Source organism: Rhodococcoides sp. S146-33 (assembly GCF_059489205.1).
In genome coordinates, this window is the sequence record NZ_JCAJWY010000007.1 from 196,706 (window position 1) to 211,943 (window position 15,238).

Below are 15,238 nucleotides of genomic sequence, written 5' to 3' on the forward strand. Positions count from 1 at the left end.
AACCCTAGGTGATTCATTTTCACAGGGCTGGCGGGGTGAAGTAGTGATTTCCGAGTGGATCGACTATGTGTAGGACTCCTTCCGGGAGTAGTTCGGTGCGCCACAGCTTCCGCGTTTTGAGGTTGTGGTGGAGCCGACAGCGCGGACCGATGTTCGTGAAGATCGTCCAGCCGCCTTTCTCGGGTTGTTGTCTGTCGAATTCGACGATGTGGTCGAGGTCGCAACGTTCCGAGGGCACGTTGCAGCCAGGATGCAGGCAGTACGGCTGTTCGGCACGAACTCGAGCCGAAAGTGCTCGACTGGGCGCGTAGCTCAGTGCGCCCGGAGGCGGAAGTTTCATGCCCCCATGGCCGTCGGGGTACAAGGCATGGACGCCGATGGGGTCGTCCCCGACGATGGCACGCCACCGTTCGATCAGCGTTCCTCCGCCCGGCCGCGAGCGCGTCACTGTATCGGGCGGCGGTGTATCGGGCGGCGGTGTATCGGCTGCCGATGGGCCGGGCGCAGGAGGCTTAGGTGCCGGTGCCGGTGCCGGTGCCGGTGGCGTCGTGTCCGGAGCGAAACTGGTTCTTTCGCTTGATATTGCGTCGGTTGAGTCGAAATCTGTGTCCGAGGACTCTGTTGTCTCCTGGCTCGGAATCCCGGGCTCCTGCGCATCAGGGACCTCTGGATCCGTCGAATCATCTCGAGACGCCTCGCACGTCGGGCACTCGCACCGCAGTGCCTCGCCGCGCATCAATGCAGTCTGCGCGTCGCCTCGCCGTTGGTCGTCCGAACGCGGATCCTCCGGGTGCAGGCGCGTGACCTCGGCGTCGATCCGCGAAAGCTGTTCGTCGGCCTCGCCGTCGGTCATCAGCGTGGTCAGGCTCGACAGTCCCCGTGCACGGCGACGAAGCCGAACTCGCTTCTCGGTGCGTGCGGCTCTATCGCGCATCGCGCGGTCCCAATCGGCATCGGCTTCGATGAGCAGTCGGTCGATCTCGCGACCCAAGGTGCCCGGAGCCATCTCCCCGGCGGCTTTCAGGATTTCGGTCTCCAGAGCGACGACCGTCTCCGGCCGGGCATGAAGCAGATGATCGTGGATCGTCCTGACTCGCTCCAGATCGAGCGCGCCGTCGATGAAACCCTGCCGTACGAGAGGGCGAAGCTCACGCCACATCTGCAGCTTGTTGTTCACAGCGGCGAAGGTGGACGACAGCGCCGCCGCCAGTTCGCAGATCGCCGAGCTGTACAGATCTTTCTCGGTTACTCCGGTGTCCCACGGTGATACGGATGCCGTTCGATTTCGGACATAGTGGTCCATGAGGTCGAGTTCCGATGCGACGGCAGCGTTGATTGCCCGACGCGCGCCAAGAACATCAGTGAGCGCCGAATGATCGTCCGCCGTCCATGCCGCTTTTCGTAGCCCCATGTCACCCCCCAGCGACCGAAGATCGAACACGTATTCGACCTCGTTGCGACGAGCGTAAACCAAGGCACCGACACATTCTCCGGCCCTGGTGGACGGCCTTCAGAGCGCGCTGATGGCGCGCGTCACATCGAGTTCGAGGAGGTAGTGATTGATGGCGATTGCAGCCTTCGATCCTGCCGCTGCCGAATTGATCAGCTGGGCGGGAGAATCCGAGACGTTCCCTGCGGCCCACAAACCATCGACGCTGGTGAGCCCGGTCGGGTCGGTAGCGACCCACCCGTTGTCGAGACGGGAGCATCCGATATGAGTCAGGAGCGTGTCGTTCGGGACGAATGTCGGGCCGACGAACACGACTGTTCGAGGAACGACGGTCCCGTCGGACAGCTCTATGCCGGCGACGCGACCATCTCGCACGACGACTCGGGCAACGGGCGCGTCGACGATGTCGACGGACCGAGCGTCGAGTCGGAGACGTTCGTCGTCGCTCAGTTCGATGCCGTTGGTGAAGAAGACGACGTCCTGCGACCACTGTCGAATCAACGAAGCCTGATGGACCGTGAACGGCCGGTTAGGTCCGCCGACAACGGCAATGGGCTGATCACGTACCTCGTAGCCGTGACAGTACGGGCAATGCAGAACCCCCGAACCCCACTGCTCCTGGACGCCGGGGATGTCGGGTAGTTCGTCGCGAAGCCCGGTGGCCACCAATGCCGATCGCGAAGTCAGGAATGTGCCATCGCCGAGGTGGGTCTCGAAACCCTCGTCGATTCGAGTTGCATTGCCCTGCAGGATCTCTCCGCCATAGCGGAGAACCTCCTGACGTCCGGCCTCACGCAAGTCCCCAGGTGCGGAACCGTTGCGGGAGAGAAAGTTGTGAACATGGTCGGCAGGAGCGTTGCGCGGCTCTCCGGCGTCGACGACGATCACGCGCCTGCGGGCCCGCGCCAAAAGGGTTGCGGCACTGAGCCCGGCGGGCCCGCCGCCGATCACCACGGTGTCGTACGTCAAGAGGCTCCTCGAAGTCGATGGGCTAAGATCCGAACGTAGCAGAACTGTCAACTGGTTAACAATATTGGTGGTGACGATGACCGACGCCTCGCTCCGTGAGCTGACATGCGCACGGTGGACCGAGTTCAATCCGGAACTGGACACTTCGCCGATGCAGGTGGTGGCACAGATCAAACGCATCGTCGCGCTGTCCGATCTGGCCGTCGAGCCGATATACGCCGCCGCCGACGTCTCCGTCGCCGAGGTGGAGTTGATGGTGCCCCTGCGTTATGCAGTCGAGCAGGTGACAGCGGTGCGGTTGGCAGAGTTGCTCGGCATGACACGCGCCGGGGTGAGCAAGGCGCTCGGCAAACTCGAACGCCGCGGTTTCGTCGAGCGCCAGACCAACACGGAAGATCGACGGTCTGCTTCGATCACGTTGACCGAGGCGGGGAAAAGTGTTGTGGACGAGGTCTTTCCTCGCGAGCTCGCCGCTCACGGGCGCCTGTTCGACGCATTGGGCGCTCGTCGTGAGCGAGTCCTCGAGGCATTGACCATCCTCGCTGAGTCGATGGAGGTCGGTCTGTCGTCGCAGTGAGCGCTCCGTCGACCTGCACGAGGGCTACGCTCGCGAGCAGGTGCGGGAGCGAGCTCGGAGGAGCACACGATGAACACATTTCAGAAATCGGCGGCAGCGTTCAACAAGGTTTTTATGGTCGTGATGAAGGCACCCGTGCTCGACAGGGTGCTCGGACGGTCGATGGGCATCCTGACCTACACCGGCCGAAAGTCCGGCAAGAAGATCTCATTGCCGGTCGCGATCAGCCGGAAAGGTGACCACCTGAAGATCGGGGTTGCGATGCCCGACAAGAAGAACTGGTGGCGAAACTTCATGAACGATGGCAGTCGGGTCGACGTCGACCTGGGTGGAGTTCGGTACACAGGCCTCGCGACGGCGACCCGCGACGATCGCGGGCGAGTGTTCGTCGACATCGCCGTGGATCGCTGAGCGCCGCCCGAACTCTGTCCGGAGTGCCGGATCCGCACACCTCATTGTCAATGAGGGTTGACAACAATCAGTCTGTCAACCTATGTTGACAATCATGACCGAAGCCACTGCACTTGCAGCCGCAGCCGCTAGTCCCGATCCGGGGGAGGGGCTGCGTGCGGTAGCCGCTCTCCGTCGATTGCTGGAGCGGCTCGAGGCCGTTCAGGTTCGCAATGCCAGAAATCAGGGATGGTCCTGGCAGGCAATAGCCGATTCGCTGGGAGTCAGCAGACAGGCCGTCCACAAGAAGCACGGCGGAAAAGGAAGGTAGACAGCAATGTTCGAGCGATTCACCACGTCCGCAAGGGCGGCAGTCGTCGATGCCCAGGGACAAGCGCGGGCACTGCACTCACCGCGTATCGAGCCCACCCATCTGTTCCTCGGTGCGCTCGCGGTCGTCGAAGAGCCGCTGAAGAGCGCGCTGGCCGAGGCCGGATTCACCGTCGATGGAGTACGCGCGGACGCGCAGTCTCAGGATGCGCGTGCGCTGCGTTCACTCGGGATCGACCTGGACGCCGTCCTGACGACCGTCGACGCCGCCTTTGATCCGCACGCCGTCGACGGGGCGCAGGCGGGCGGCCGGAATCACATACCGTTCGCGCCGTCGGCCAAGGAAGTATTGAAGCTGTCACTGAAGGAAGCCGTCGAACGACACGATCGCAAGATCGGCGTCGAACATGTTCTTCTCGGTCTGGTTCGAGGTGCCGATCCATGGTTCACCGAACTGGTGCAGCGGCATAGTTCGCTCGATAAGCTGCGGTCGACGGTCCTGCTCGTTCGGACGCCGTAGCCGCCCAACGCCGCAAACCCTACGATGGCGGCCATGAACTTTCTGATCAGGCTCGTGATCAACGCTGTTGCCATTTGGGTCGCCAAGGAATTCGTCGACGGGATCACGGTCACCAGTTCGGGTCGCGGTGACGGGTGGGACATCGTGGTGCTGCTCGGTATCGCGGCCGTGCTCACGATCGTCAACGCGTTCATCAAGCCGATGGTGAAGCTGCTGTCGCTACCGTTGCTGATTCTGACTCTCGGACTGTTCACTCTCGTGATCAATGCGCTGATGCTGCTGTTGACGGGTTGGTTGTCGTCGCAGACCGGCTACGGCCTCGAGATCGTCGGATTCGCCGCGGCATTCTGGGGCGCGATCATCATCTCGATCGTGAACTTCCTACTCGGCGCGTTCGTGCCCGAGAAGCGTTAGGCGAACAAGCGTCAGGCGAAGGCCAACGCAACACCCGTGCTCGCTCCCCAGACGAGCATCGCCAAGCCCGAATCGCGCAGTGCGGGAATCAATTCGAACCCGTGGGCACCCTTGCGTACCGGCGAGTTCGCGCGAGCAGCGAAGGGGAGTGCCAGCAAGCCCACCAGGGCCCACGGAGTTCGGGCAATCAGAACCACAGTCATCGCGAACGGCACCACCAGCAATGCGAGATGCAGGTAGCGAGTGCGGGTGTCGCCCAATCGCACTGCGAGCGTGAGTTTTCCGGACTCGGTGTCAGTGGGGATGTCACGGAGATTGTTGGCGACGAGCACTGCACTGGAGAACGATCCGACGGCCACCGCGGCCAGCACTCCGGCCCAATCTATCTGCTCTGCTTGCACGAACTGCGTGCCGAGAACCGCGACGAGCCCGAAGAACACGAATACCGCGATCTCGCCGAATCCGCTGTAGCCGTACGGTTTCGAGCCGCCGGTGTAGTACCAGGCACCGGCTATGCAGATCAGTCCTACGACCACCAACCACCATGCGCTGGTGGCAGCCAATACCAATCCGGCCACCGCACCGACGGCGAAGCAGCCGATGGCGGCCCTCTTGACCGCGCCTGCGGAGGCCGCCTTGGAGCCGACCAGTCGCAAGGGCCCGACTCGATCGTCATCGGTGCCGCGGATTCCGTCCGAGTAATCGTTGGCGAAGTTGACGCCGACGATCAGGGCCAGCGAGACGATCAGGGCCAGCAGCGCCTTCCACCACACTCCGGCGTCCAGTGACACAGCTGCACCGGTACCGACGAGGACGGGAGCGATCGCATTCGGGAGTGTGCGCGGTCGCGCACCTTCGATCCATTGCGCAGTGGTGGCCATGAGCGACGATCTTTCCGTATGTGTTCGACGGGTGAGAACGCGGCCGGTCAGAACGGCAGGCGCGGCAATACCGGCAAGGGAATGACCGGCATCTGGACGCCGGGAATCTGCGGTAGCGGCACCGTGGGAGCGGGTGCAGGTGCCGGTGGGTAGTAATGCGGTTGATACTGAACATACGGGGCCGGATCGGCCGCGGGCGCCGGCGCGGCGGTCGTCGTGGGAGCCGGCGGCGGCACGTCGGGCGTGGGTGCCGAGGTCGAAGCCGAAGCCGAAGCCGAAGTCGAGGTCGTCGTGGTGCCGGCCGCGGGCGATGTTGTCTGTGAAACGCGCTCGCCGACGCTGGCGGGCGTGCTCAGCGGTTGGTCTCCCTCGCTGGACCCGAGCGCGGTGAACAGCCCGATGACCGCGATGACGCCGACGATGGGCAGCGCGATCATGGCCAGCCGGGTCAATGCCGGTCGGTGTGAAACGAGGGGCGGCACGTGGGTCGCGTCCACGCGGGCGGCGTGCACGGCCGCGCCACCGGCGATCACCAGCTCGGGCCGGTCCGGGACGATGACCGGGAGCTGCAGAAAGCGTTCCAGCGTGGCCCGGACCAGCGGAACATTGGATGTTCCACCGATCGCGACGACGGCGTCGGGATAGAACTCGGCCTCGACACCGAGTTGGCGCACCGTCGCGGCGGCCTGCTCGGTGGAGCGCGCAATCGACAACTCGAAGATGTGCCGTTCGAGGAGGACGTGCTCGCCGTCGGGTGTGCTGGTGGTCTGGTGGGAGGACAGCGCTTCCTTGATTCCCCGGCAGAATGCCGTCAGGGCAGCGTCCTCGTCGTGAGTGTGTGGCTCCCGCACTATGCCGAGGCCCAGAATATGCTCGCGGACCACCGCATCGAACGACGCGCCGCTGATCGCCGTGGTTCGGGTCGAGCCGTAGGAGCGGCCCGATTCGACGTCGACGATGTCGATGTCCACGCCGGTCTCGCCCGCGTCGAACAACGCGATCGTTCGGTGGTGGGTGGGCAGGCCGGGGCGCAGGTACTCGAGCGCAGCATCGGTCTCGTCGATGAGGTGGACGTCGGAGACGTACTCCTCGGCTAACGCCGCGGCAATCTGTTCCCGTTCGGCGGGGGTGCGGTGGGCGACGCCCAAGGACTGCGGTGCGTCGGGCCGATCGACGATGCCGCGGACCACCCGCGCGACGTCCTCGGCCGATGGGGAGAGTTGCCAATCGTCGAACGGGGTGCCATCGGTCCAGGTGCCGTCTTCGGTGGTCCGGGCAGTGCGGATGCCGCATGTGCCCAGTGACACACCCACGGACGAACGCATCGCTTCTCCGGCCTCTCCGATTTTGTGACGGGAATCAGGTGCACAGTGCGCGCCTTCGAGACACGCGACGACGTCACTCTACCGTCTCACGGTTTGGTTAGGGTCTCAAAACAATCCAAACGTCAATTCGAGGGGTTCGGCCTCGCGGCCTACGATCGGAGACAGTGCCCAACGACATCGCGTATCCCGAGACGACGCACCTCACGGCCGGACTTCCGGTGGTGGGGATTCTCGGCGTCGTCACCACCGTGATCGACGGCAATGCCGTGCCACTGTCGGGTACACGGGCGCAAGCTCTGCTGGTGGCGTTGGCGCTGGATCCGGGGCGGGCGCGTTCTTCGCTGGCGCTCATCGAGCAGGTGTGGCCCGAAGAGCCTCCCCGATCGCCGAAGAATGCTCTGCAGACCCAGATCTCCCGGCTGCGATCGGCACTGCCCAGCGGCGCTGTCGAGAGTGGCCCAGGGGGATATCGGTTGGTTCTGAGTACCGAGGACGTCGATCTCGGCCGGGCCCGCGCTCTGCTCCGAGGCGCGGAGGGCTGCCTCGCTCAGGAGCACTTCCAGGATGCACTCGACCTGGTGGTCGAAGCCCTCGGTCTGTGGCGCGGTGACCCAATCGACTCCGTTCGGGTCGAGGCCGACGCGGTGGGGACGGCTCTGAAATCACTTCGGGTCGCGGCCCTCCTCGGTCTGCAAAGGTTCGGCGATGCCCTGCCGTATGCGCAGGCTCGCGCGGCCGAGGATCCAACAGACGAGCGCGCTGCCGCCGACCTCATGCGCGCGCTGCACGGTGTCGGCCGACCCAACGACGCGCTGGCGGTGTTCGCGGAATTGCGTACCGATCTCGCTCGACGGTTGGGAACCGATCCGTCGTCGGCGACGACTGCACTGAATGCCGAAATTCTCGGCCACGACGCTCCGAAGGTGCTGCAGACCATCGGTCTTCGTGCCGCGCCCAATGCCTTGATCGGTCGAGGCGACGACATCGATGCGATCGAAGAACTGCTGCGCACCTCTCGCGTCACCACCGTCCTCGGTCCTGGCGGCGCGGGCAAGACACGCATCGCGCATGCCCTGGGCCATCGAGCTGCCGATTCGATGCCGGTGGCGTTCGTGGAGTTGGCATCGCTGCGCAGTGGCGAGGACGTCGCCTCGGCGATCGGAGCCACCCTCGGATTGACCGAGGCGGATTTCACTGTCGGCAGTCTTCAGGTCGCCCGGGTGCACTCGATTCACGAGCGTCTGGTCGACGTCCTCTCGACCCGCCGAGGCTTGTTGATCCTCGACAACTGCGAGCACGTGATCGACGAGGTGGCGGCAGTCGTGGACGAGCTGGTGGCCGCAACGGATCTGGTGACGGTATTGGCGACCTCTCGTTCGCCGATGGGGTCGACGGCCGAATCGGTGTTTCCGCTGCCCTCGCTAGGCATTCTCGGCCCGAATTCGCCTGCAACAGAGCTCTTTTGTATCAGAGCTCGCGCTGTTCGCCCGTCTGTACGACTCGAACCCGACGCGGTCGCGGCTCTGTGTCGCACTCTGGACGGCCTGCCCCTGGCTATCGAGCTGGCTGCAGCGCGAGTGAAGTCGATGAGTGTGGAGGACATCGGCAGTCGGTTGCACAAACGATTCGCGCTGCTGCGATCGACGGACCGAACCCGTCCGGAACGTCATCGAACCTTGCACGCAGTCATCGACTGGAGTTGGAATCTGCTCGACGGCACAGAGCAGGCAACTCTTCGCCGGCTCTGTCGTTTTCCTGCGGGCTTCGATCTCGACGCGGCGCGAACGGTGGCGGAATGGTCCGAGGTCGAGGATGTGTCGTTTGCGCTCGACGGTCTGGTGAATCAGTCCATGCTGGCCGTTGCCGAGACGTCTACGGGCGTGCGCTACCACATGCTCGAGACCGTCCGCGAGTACGGCGAGGAGCAGCTGAACGCCAGCGGGGAGGACGAGGAGGTCGCCCTACGCCTGCGAGCCTGGTCGACTGCAGTGTCGACGAGGATTTCCGCGGGCTATGCCGGTGGGCGTCCGGCGGAGATGGTTCTGCTGCTCGAGGCGGAGCACGACAACCTGCTCTCCATGATGAGACATTCTTTCGCGCATGATATTTCGGAGCACGTCTGCACTCTTTTTGCGGTACTGGGATACTTCTGGGCCATGCGCGGCGCGCATTCCGAGGTGCTGAACTGGGCCGACCGGGTGCAGAGCAGTATTCGCCGCGGGATCGCCGAGACACCCGACGACAACGCCGTCATGTGCATGCTGGTTCTGGCGGCGCATTTCGCGTACGGACGACAACTGCGTCGAGTAGCTCGAGTCCGAGTCGATCTACGAAATCTGTTGCGCCACAGAACCTTCATCGCACCGGGGTTGCGGTTCAATGCCGAGGTGCTCGTGCACCACATCGGGGGTCAGGGTTTGGCGCGAAAACTGGCTCTCGCCACTCGCTCCGAGTACGACGATGTTCGCTGCAACGCGTACGTGGTTCGCGCGATGCTGGCACAGAATTCGGGGCGATTGCACGAGTCGATTCGAGACGGTGAGCGCGCTCTCGCCATCGCGCGTAGTCGCGGTGACCTGTGGGCAGTGGGGTCCACCTCGCAAACACTTGCCAGCTCCTACGGCTTGGCAGGTGATCAAGCCACGGCCGCCCAGTACTACCGCACCTCCGCCGATGTCATGTGGGCGATGCATGCCTACGAGGAGAGCATGCAAACCCGAACCTTCCTGGCAATGGCTTTGATCGGCGCGGGTCGGGTGGACGAGGGGCGGGCGTTGGTGGAGGAATTGGCGTCGGGAGGTATGGCACAGGACTGGAGCCCGGGCAATTCCGGTGACACCGCTGAACGGGGTCCTGCCCACGATTCCGGCGCTCGGTGGGATCGTGCGCAGCAGCAGTCGACGTCTGCGTCGCTGACCGCGGCTCGGGCAGCGGCGGATGTGGAAGACGGTCACGTCGAACGAGGTTTGGCGCAATTTCGGGAAGCACTGGCCATCGGGGGCTGGCCGTCGCAGGACGCGAGCGATCCGTTCATGACGATTCTGGTGTGCGCGGCCGTCGGAGCGCATGTATTGCACGGTCGTGCAAGGGATATGCGCGAGGCGGTGGGGGAGCTGGTGCGCACGCCGTGGGATGCATTGGTGCCGGGAGGTTTCTACGACATTCCCATGCTGGGTGCTGTTGCGTGTGCGGTGGGGTCCTTCGAGGTGCAGTGCGGGGACCGCGGACGCGGAGTTCGGTTGCTGGCCGCGTCGGACCGGGCGGTGGGTCGCCAGGATTTTCCGTCGATGCGCATCGATCGGCACGTGGCCGCAGCCCGCGCGGTTGTCGGTGACCCTACGGTCGATGCCGGTATCGCGCGGGCTGCTGGTATCACCAGACCTGCTGCACTGCAGGAAATTTTGAGTTCGCTTCCGTTGTCCTAGGCCTTGCGCATGTACGACTTGACGGTCAGTGGGGCGAAGATGGCGACGATGACCACGGCACCGACGAGTGAGTACACGACGTGAATACCGAAGTGCCCGTTGTTCGCCAGCTCTCGGACCGCCGTCACCAGGTGTGAGACGGGGTTGACGTCGGCGAATGCCTGCAGCCAGTTCGGCATCGTGGAGGTGTCGACGAAGGCGTTGGACAGGAAGGTCAGTGGGAACAGCACCAGCATCGAGATGCCCTGGACCGATGAAGCTTTGCTCATCAGGGTGCCCAGCAGCGCAAAGATCCAACTGATCGCCCAGGCGCAGAACATCACCAGCAGGACGGCTCCGGCGAGGCCGAGTGCGCCACCTGCGGGGTGGTAACCCATCGCGAACCCGGTGAGGAAACAGACGACCGCGGCGATCAAGTAGCGGATGATGTCGGCCATCAATGCTCCGGCAAGCGGGGAGATTCGGGCGATCGGAAGAGAGCGGAATCGGTCGAAGACGCCCTTGTCCATATCTTCTCGCAGCTGTGTGCCGGTAACGACGGAGCCGGTGATGACCGTTTGCACCAGGATTCCGGGCACGATCATCGGTAGGTAGGACGTGACGTCGCCGGCCACCGCGCCGCCGAATATGTAGCTGAACATCAGGGTGAAGATCACCGGTAGCAGCACCACATCGGTGAGTTGCTCGGGATTGTGGCGAAGCTTGAGCAGCCCGCGATATCCCATGGTGACGGACTGGGCGGCGGTGCGGGCCAGGCCGATGTGTCGGACGACCGGACGGTCGGCGGGGTCGATGTACGTCGATGGTTGCGGAGTGAGAGTAGTGGTCATGCTGCGTCCTCGTCGGCGCTCTTGCCGGTGAGGGTCAGGAAGACCTCGTCCAGGCTGGGTTTGGTGACGGTGATTTCACTGACGTCGATGCCGAAGTCGCGCAAGCGAATCAAGATGTCGGGGGTGATCGATGTGTCGGTCATGGGTGCGGTCAGACGAGCGGACTCGGGGCTGACCGACACGTCTGTGCCCAGTTGCTTCGCGACCAGAGCTCGGGCGTCGTCGATCTGGTGTCGGTCCGTGAGAGTCAGTGACAGCGCAGAAGTCCCTACCGAGGACTTGAGCCCGTCGGCGGTGTCGTCGGCGATCACGCGGCCGTGATCGATGACGGCGATGCGATCGCACAGTTGGTCGGCCTCGTCGAGGTACTGAGTGGTCAGTAGAACGGTCGAGCCCTGCGCGACGAGCCGACGGATGGTGTCCCACATCTGGGCTCGGGTGCGGGGATCGAGACCGGTGGTCGGCTCGTCGAGGAACAGCAGTGGCGGTGCCGAGATCAGACTCGCGGCCAGGTCGAGGCGCCGACGCATACCGCCGGAGAACATCTTCAGCGGTCGCGACGCTGCATCCGTCAACCCGAATTCCTCGAGGAGCTCGCAGGCTTTGGCTTTGCTGTCGCGTCGACTCAGGCCGAGCAGCCGGGAGAAGACGACGAGGTTCTCGGTTGCGGTGAGGTCCTCGTCCACTGACGCGTATTGGCCGGTGACACCGACGAGCGACCGGACCGCGGTGGCGTCGGCGACGACGTCGTGGCCGAAGATACGAGCCGAGCCGCCGTCGGGCCGCAGCAGGGTGGCGAGCATGCGGACTGCCGTGGTCTTGCCCGCGCCGTTGGGGCCGAGGACGCCGTAGACCGCCCCAGTGGGGACGGTCAGGCTGACGCCGTCGACCGCGCGTTGCTTACCGAATGTCTTGACGAGGCCGTCTGCCTCGATAGCTGGTGTGGTCATGGGACAACGATCGCCCCGACCGCTTGCACGATGCGTACGTCGCGCTTGCGTCACCTGTCATGTGCCGCGTGGTGTCACAGCTTTCGTGGTGTCACAGCGGCAGTGACGTCTCAGTCAGGCCGACGCCTCCGGTGCCGCGCAACTTCCTGAACCATTCCGTGCCGAATGCGGTGGTGAGTTGTTCGATGGGCATCTTCAGAAATGGACCGAAATCGCCGACCTGAGTCTCGTGCGCTTCCATGGCTGCCCGTTTCGCGGCGATCACGCTGGACACGTCGACCACGGTGGTGATCTCGGTTTCCGGCAGTCCGAACGTCTCCATGTCCGGCGGTGACGCCTCCTCGCCCCAGTGCGGGTTCGCCTCCATCAGGCGGCGCATGTGGTCGCGGTTGGTCGTGGTCTCGTACACGTTCCGGGTCTCGGCGATCTCGGTGGCACGCTTGCCGACGACGTGCACCTGAATGTGGTCGGGGTGGCCGTAGCCACCGTTCGGGTCGTAGATGGTGACGACGTCGGCCTGCTCCTCGCGCAGGACCTCGGCCAAACGCTGCGCGGCAGTGTCGACGTCGACGTTGCAGAAGGCTTCCGGATTCGCATTTTCGGCTGTGCCCGCCATGCCGGAATCGGCGTAGTGCAACCTAACGATGCGGTCCACCCCCAGAACGGCGGCCGAACGATCCAGCTCGACGCGTCGGCGCTCGGCCAGTGTCTCGCCGTCGGTGAGGATTCCGTCCGGAAACTCTCCGAGGGCACCGTCGGTTGCCGTGACGAGTACGACGCGATGGCCGGCATCGGCAGCCAGACGCATCACCCCACCGGTGCCGAACACTTCGTCGTCGGGATGTGCGTGAAAGCAGACCAGAACACTCATGCGTTGAATGCTTGCACGTCGAAGCGGGTGCGGCCCAGTCGGCGGGCCAATACGATCGATTGGTGACCACACAGCGGTCGACCTCGATTCGTTCGTATTGGCGCGAGTCACGAGCAGGTCGGTACTGCCGCGCACTACATCCGGTTGGGATCTTCTTCGCCTTGGTGTTCTTTGCGCTGTCGATGACTCCGTCTCTCCTGCCCCGTGTGTGGTATCTGCAGGCTGTGGCCACCGGCATCAGCGTCGCGATCGGGTACGGGGTTGGGTGCCTCGTTGCCTGGGTGGTCCGACTCTGCGGAGTGTCACCGGATTGGTCGGAGCAGTGGCGTCGACGTGGGTGGTGGGCGTTGGCCGCGGCTGCGATGGTGGTCGTTCCACTGTTCCTGATCTTGGGATCGTGGTGGCAGCAGATCGTCCGCAGGCTGGTCGGTGTGGAGGACTCCGGCAGACCCCTGTACATCGCGGTGCTGGTGCTCTCGTTGGTGGTGGCCGTGGCCGTGCTTGCTCTCGGTCGGCTGCTGCGGCGAGCAACACGTGCGTTGACTCGATGGGGAAAGCAATACGTGCCGAGGCCGGTGGCGAGGATCGCCAGCGTGATCGTGGTTGCGCTGCTGGTGGTGTTCGCCGTCAACGGTGCCCTGATTCGCGGCATTGTGGCCGTCGCGGAGAAGTCGGCATCGACTGCCGATCGCGGCAACCACGATGGAGTGGAAAAACCTACGGAAGAGGAACTTTCGGGATCGGATGCCTCGAACGAGGAATGGGAGTCGCTGGGGCAGGAGGGGAGGCGATTCGTCGTCTCGGGAGCATCGCCCGACGAGATCGGTGACTTCACCGGAAGGGCTGCAGTGCAACCGATTCGCGTGTACGCCGGCGTCGAGTCCGCCGACACGGTCGAGGGCGTCGCAGAGCGGGTGGTGGCCGAACTCGAACGTACCGACGCATTCTCGCGGGCCGTGCTCGGTGTCGCGACCACCACCGGACGTGGGTGGGTCAACGAATCCGTGGCCGGCCCACTGGAATATCTGTACGACGGTAATACGGCGATCGCGTCGATGCAGTATTCGTTCCTGCCGAGCCCGATGGCATTTCTGGCCGACCGTCAGACCCCGCAGGATGCCGGACGAGCCCTCTTCGAGGCGATCTACGCGGTGTGGAGCGAGCTTCCGGAAGATGCACGACCCAAGTTGGTGCTCTTCGGCGAGAGCCTCGGTGCGTACGGCGGGCAGGATGCATTCAGCGGTGCACAGGACATGATCGCGCGCATCGACGGTGCCCTGTGGGTCGGCAATCCGAACTTCACTCCTCAATGGGCGCGTATCACCGGGGGACGCGACGCCGGTTCCCGCGAGATCCTGCCTGTCGTCGACAGCGGCGAACACGTGCGTTTCGCCGGGTCTTCCGGTGACCTCGACATCGGCGGTCCGTGGGACGAGCCTCGAATCGTATACTGGCAGCACGCATCCGACCCCATCGTGTGGTGGTCGCCAGATCTGATCCTGGGCCGACCCGACTGGCTGCGCGAACCGCGTGGCACCGACGTCGACCCGGGAGTGCAATGGTTTCCGTTCGTCACGTTCTGGCAGTTGACCTTCGATCAGGTCTTCTCCACCGACGTCGACGACGGTCACGGCCACAGCTACGGAGCCGACGCGGTGCGCATGTGGGCCGACATCCTCGATCCGCCCGGATGGTCCGACGCCGACGTGGAGCGACTGTACGAGAAAATGGCGGGTTGGGCCGACGCCGACCCTGCCCCCGCCCCCGCCCCCGCCCCTGATCGAGCGCAAACGCGAGCGCGTTTGTGCGTGAGACAGTGACTCATGTCGCCCAACGATGAGCCCTGTTCAGGCACCGACCTGTCGACGGTTCTCGCGCTCGAGCGAGAGCTGCAGACTGCGCAATGCCGATGCGACGCAGACCGGCTGGCCGACCTGCTCGCCGAGGACTTCACCGAAGTGGGAGCCTCGGGCGCGGTGTGGGACAAGGCGTCGATCCTCGACCTATTGGTGAGCGAAGACTCCGCCGAGATCGAGGTGCTCGAACTGAGTGGGCGATCAATCAGTAGGGATTTTTTACTGCTGCAATGGATTTCGCAAAGAGCGGGAATGCGAGCACGCCGAACATCGCTGTGGCGTCGCACTGAATCCGGCTGGGAATTGGTGCACCATCAAGGCACGCCGCTGAACTGACCGCCGCAAACGCGCTCGCGTTTGCCGAACGCGCGGGTTCGCTACCTCGGCACCATCTATTCGTTCTTTGCCAGGCTGATCGTGAGACAGTCGGCGTGAACGCGGGGAACGGAC

At 64.2% G+C, this 15,238-nt stretch carries 15 protein-coding genes; 8 read left to right on the top strand and 7 right to left on the bottom strand.

Annotated features, from left to right (window positions below; translation table 11 throughout):
- Positions 1-19: 19 nt before the first annotated feature.
- Positions 20-1,441, bottom strand: a complete 1,422-nt coding sequence (locus AC5WEY_RS23110) for an HNH endonuclease signature motif containing protein (RefSeq protein ID WP_495647696.1) — start codon at positions 1,439-1,441, stop codon at positions 20-22.
- Positions 1,442-1,510: 69 nt separating this feature from the next.
- Positions 1,511-2,419, bottom strand: a complete 909-nt coding sequence (locus AC5WEY_RS23115; protein ID WP_495647697.1) for an NAD(P)/FAD-dependent oxidoreductase — start codon at positions 2,417-2,419, stop codon at positions 1,511-1,513.
- Positions 2,420-2,495: 76 nt separating this feature from the next.
- Between AC5WEY_RS23115 and AC5WEY_RS23120 the strand changes: the two genes are divergently transcribed.
- The 5 genes from AC5WEY_RS23120 to AC5WEY_RS23140 all read left to right on the top strand — a co-directional run bounded on the left by AC5WEY_RS23120 (position 2,496) and on the right by AC5WEY_RS23140 (position 4,650).
- The gene (locus AC5WEY_RS23120) at positions 2,496-2,996 is read left to right on the top strand and encodes a MarR family winged helix-turn-helix transcriptional regulator (protein WP_495647698.1); all 501 of its coding nucleotides are present in this window, start codon (positions 2,496-2,498) and stop codon (positions 2,994-2,996) included.
- A 69-nt stretch (positions 2,997-3,065) separates the two neighbouring features.
- Positions 3,066-3,407 carry a nitroreductase/quinone reductase family protein gene (locus AC5WEY_RS23125; protein ID WP_495647699.1) on the top strand — a complete coding sequence of 114 codons (342 nt, stop codon included), beginning with the start codon at positions 3,066-3,068 and terminating at the stop codon, positions 3,405-3,407.
- Positions 3,408-3,501: 94 nt separating this feature from the next.
- Positions 3,502-3,717 carry a helix-turn-helix domain-containing protein gene (locus AC5WEY_RS23130; RefSeq protein ID WP_495647700.1) on the top strand — a complete coding sequence of 72 codons (216 nt, stop codon included), beginning with the start codon at positions 3,502-3,504 and terminating at the stop codon, positions 3,715-3,717.
- 6 nt (positions 3,718-3,723) lie between these two features.
- A complete protein-coding gene (locus AC5WEY_RS23135; RefSeq protein ID WP_495647701.1) occupies positions 3,724-4,236 on the top strand; it encodes a Clp protease N-terminal domain-containing protein in 513 nt (170 codons plus the stop codon).
- Positions 4,237-4,269: 33 nt separating this feature from the next.
- Positions 4,270-4,650, top strand: coding sequence for a phage holin family protein (locus AC5WEY_RS23140; RefSeq protein ID WP_057475188.1), 381 nt, complete (start codon positions 4,270-4,272; stop codon positions 4,648-4,650).
- Between the two features lie 11 nt (positions 4,651-4,661).
- Here the strand turns inward: AC5WEY_RS23140 and AC5WEY_RS23145 are convergent, their stop codons facing one another.
- Positions 4,662-5,531, bottom strand: a complete 870-nt coding sequence (locus AC5WEY_RS23145; protein ID WP_495647702.1) for a 1,4-dihydroxy-2-naphthoate polyprenyltransferase — start codon at positions 5,529-5,531, stop codon at positions 4,662-4,664.
- Positions 5,532-5,578: 47 nt separating this feature from the next.
- The gene (locus AC5WEY_RS23150) at positions 5,579-6,856 is read right to left on the bottom strand and encodes a DUF7159 family protein (protein ID WP_495647703.1); all 1,278 of its coding nucleotides are present in this window, start codon (positions 6,854-6,856) and stop codon (positions 5,579-5,581) included.
- Positions 6,857-7,020: 164 nt separating this feature from the next.
- Between AC5WEY_RS23150 and AC5WEY_RS23155 the strand changes: the two genes are divergently transcribed.
- A complete protein-coding gene (locus tag AC5WEY_RS23155; RefSeq protein WP_495647704.1) occupies positions 7,021-10,281 on the top strand; it encodes an AfsR/SARP family transcriptional regulator in 3,261 nt (1,086 codons plus the stop codon).
- On the opposite strand, the gene AC5WEY_RS23160 is transcribed toward AC5WEY_RS23155, so the two are convergent.
- The 3 genes from AC5WEY_RS23160 to AC5WEY_RS23170 all read right to left on the bottom strand — a co-directional run bounded on the left by AC5WEY_RS23160 (position 10,278) and on the right by AC5WEY_RS23170 (position 12,932).
- Positions 10,278-11,111 (bottom strand): ABC transporter permease, encoded by an 834-nt coding sequence (locus AC5WEY_RS23160; RefSeq protein ID WP_495647705.1) that lies wholly within the window; start codon positions 11,109-11,111, stop codon positions 10,278-10,280. The genes AC5WEY_RS23155 and AC5WEY_RS23160 overlap by 4 nt on opposite strands.
- The gene (locus AC5WEY_RS23165; protein WP_495647706.1) at positions 11,108-12,061 is read right to left on the bottom strand and encodes an ATP-binding cassette domain-containing protein; all 954 of its coding nucleotides are present in this window, start codon (positions 12,059-12,061) and stop codon (positions 11,108-11,110) included. The genes AC5WEY_RS23160 and AC5WEY_RS23165 overlap by 4 nt, the downstream gene beginning before the upstream one ends.
- Before the next feature lie 91 nt (positions 12,062-12,152).
- Positions 12,153-12,932: a PIG-L family deacetylase gene (locus AC5WEY_RS23170; protein ID WP_495647707.1), complete on the bottom strand. Its 780-nt coding sequence runs from the start codon at positions 12,930-12,932 to the stop codon at positions 12,153-12,155.
- 62 nt (positions 12,933-12,994) lie between these two features.
- On the opposite strand from AC5WEY_RS23170, the gene AC5WEY_RS23175 reads away from it, so the two are divergent.
- Positions 12,995-14,752 carry an alpha/beta hydrolase gene (locus AC5WEY_RS23175; protein ID WP_495647708.1) on the top strand — a complete coding sequence of 586 codons (1,758 nt, stop codon included), beginning with the start codon at positions 12,995-12,997 and terminating at the stop codon, positions 14,750-14,752.
- Between the two features lie 3 nt (positions 14,753-14,755).
- Positions 14,756-15,124 carry a nuclear transport factor 2 family protein gene (locus AC5WEY_RS23180; protein WP_495647709.1) on the top strand — a complete coding sequence of 123 codons (369 nt, stop codon included), beginning with the start codon at positions 14,756-14,758 and terminating at the stop codon, positions 15,122-15,124.
- Positions 15,125-15,238 lie beyond the last annotated feature (114 nt).